The sequence below is a fragment of the Streptomyces sp. D2-8 genome (genome assembly GCF_023184515.1).
Classification (GTDB): domain Bacteria; phylum Actinomycetota; class Actinomycetes; order Streptomycetales; family Streptomycetaceae; genus Streptomyces.
In genome coordinates, this window is the sequence record NZ_JAAHBP010000067.1 from 1 (window position 1) to 1392 (window position 1392).

General features: G+C 69.8%; 1 protein-coding gene. It reads left to right on the top strand.

Going from position 1 to position 1392, the window contains the following annotated elements:
• Nucleotides 1–263: 263 nt before the first annotated feature.
• On the top strand, nt 264–1392 hold a 1129-nt coding region (locus G3I77_RS40540), incomplete at its 3' end, for an IS110 family transposase (protein WP_248512484.1).

The window sequence follows — 1392 nt, forward strand, 5'->3', positions numbered from 1 at the left end:
CCCCGTTATGTTTTCCGCGGTTCCGCAACGGGACCGCTGGCCTCCGGGCCCGCCATGACTGTTGCCCCCTGTCGAACGGATGACCTGGGGGGTGGTGTCACCGGGCCCGGGAGGTGCCGTCGGAGACGCTGATGAGAGGTCCGGCCACCACCCGGTCCGGCGCAATGCCGGACAGCTCGCGGGCGGCAGGTCTGCATAACGTGGATGCGCGCGTACGACACCACTGCCGAGGCCGGCACGGTCAACACTCCTGGAAGGGCGCGATGTTCGACACCGAAGACGTGGGCGTGTTCCTCGGCCTGGACGTCGGCAAGACCGCTCACCACGGCCATGGGCTCACCCCGGCCGGGAAGAAGGTCCTCGACAAGCAGCTGCCCAACAGCGAGCCGAAACTGCGGGCCGTCTTCGACAAGCTGACCGCGAAGTTCGGCACCGTCCTGGTGATCGTGGACCAGCCCGCCTCCATCGGCGCTCTCCCGCTGACCGTGGCCCGGGACGCGGGCTGCAAGGTCGCCTACCTGCCCGGACTCGCGATGCGGCGGATCGCCGACCTGTATCCGGGCGAGGCGAAGACCGACGCGAAGGACGCCGCGGTGATCGCAGACGCCGCCCGCACCATGCCGCACACCCTGCGATCCCTCGAACTCACCGACGAGATCACCGCCGAGCTCACCGTGCTCGTCGGCTTCGACCAGGACCTCGCCGCCGAGGCCACCCGCACCAGCAACCGGATACGCGGCCTGCTCACCCAGTTCCACCCCAGTCTGGAACGCGTCCTCGGCCCCCGCCTGGACCACCCCGCCGTGACCTGGCTGCTGGAACGCTACGGCTCCCCGGCCGCGCTGCGGAAAGCCGGCCGCCGCAGACTCGTCGAGGTGATCAGACCCAAGGCCCCACGCATGGCCGCCCGGCTGATCGACGACATCTTCGACGCACTCGACGAACAGACCGTAGTCGTCCCCGGCACCGGCACCCTCGACACCGTGATCCCGTCCCTGGCCCGCTCGCTCGCCGCCGTCCACGAACAACGACGAGCCCTGGAAGCCCAGATCAAAGCCCTGCTGGAGGACCACCCTCTTTCCAAGGTCCTGACCTCGATGCCGGGGGTCGCGGTCAGGACCGCCGCAGTTCTGCTGGTCACCGTCGGCGACGGCACCAGCTTCCCCACCGCCGCCCACCTGGCCTCCTACGCCGGCCTCGCCCCGGCCACCAAGTCCTCGGGAACCTCGATCCACGGCGAACACGCACCACGAGGCGGAAACCGGCAGCTCAAACGCGCCATGTTCCTGTCCGCGTTCGCAGCCCTGCACGATCCCGCCTCCCGCACCTACTACGACAAATGCCGGGCCCGGGGCAAGACTCACACCCAGGCCCTCCTCCGCCTCGCCCGCC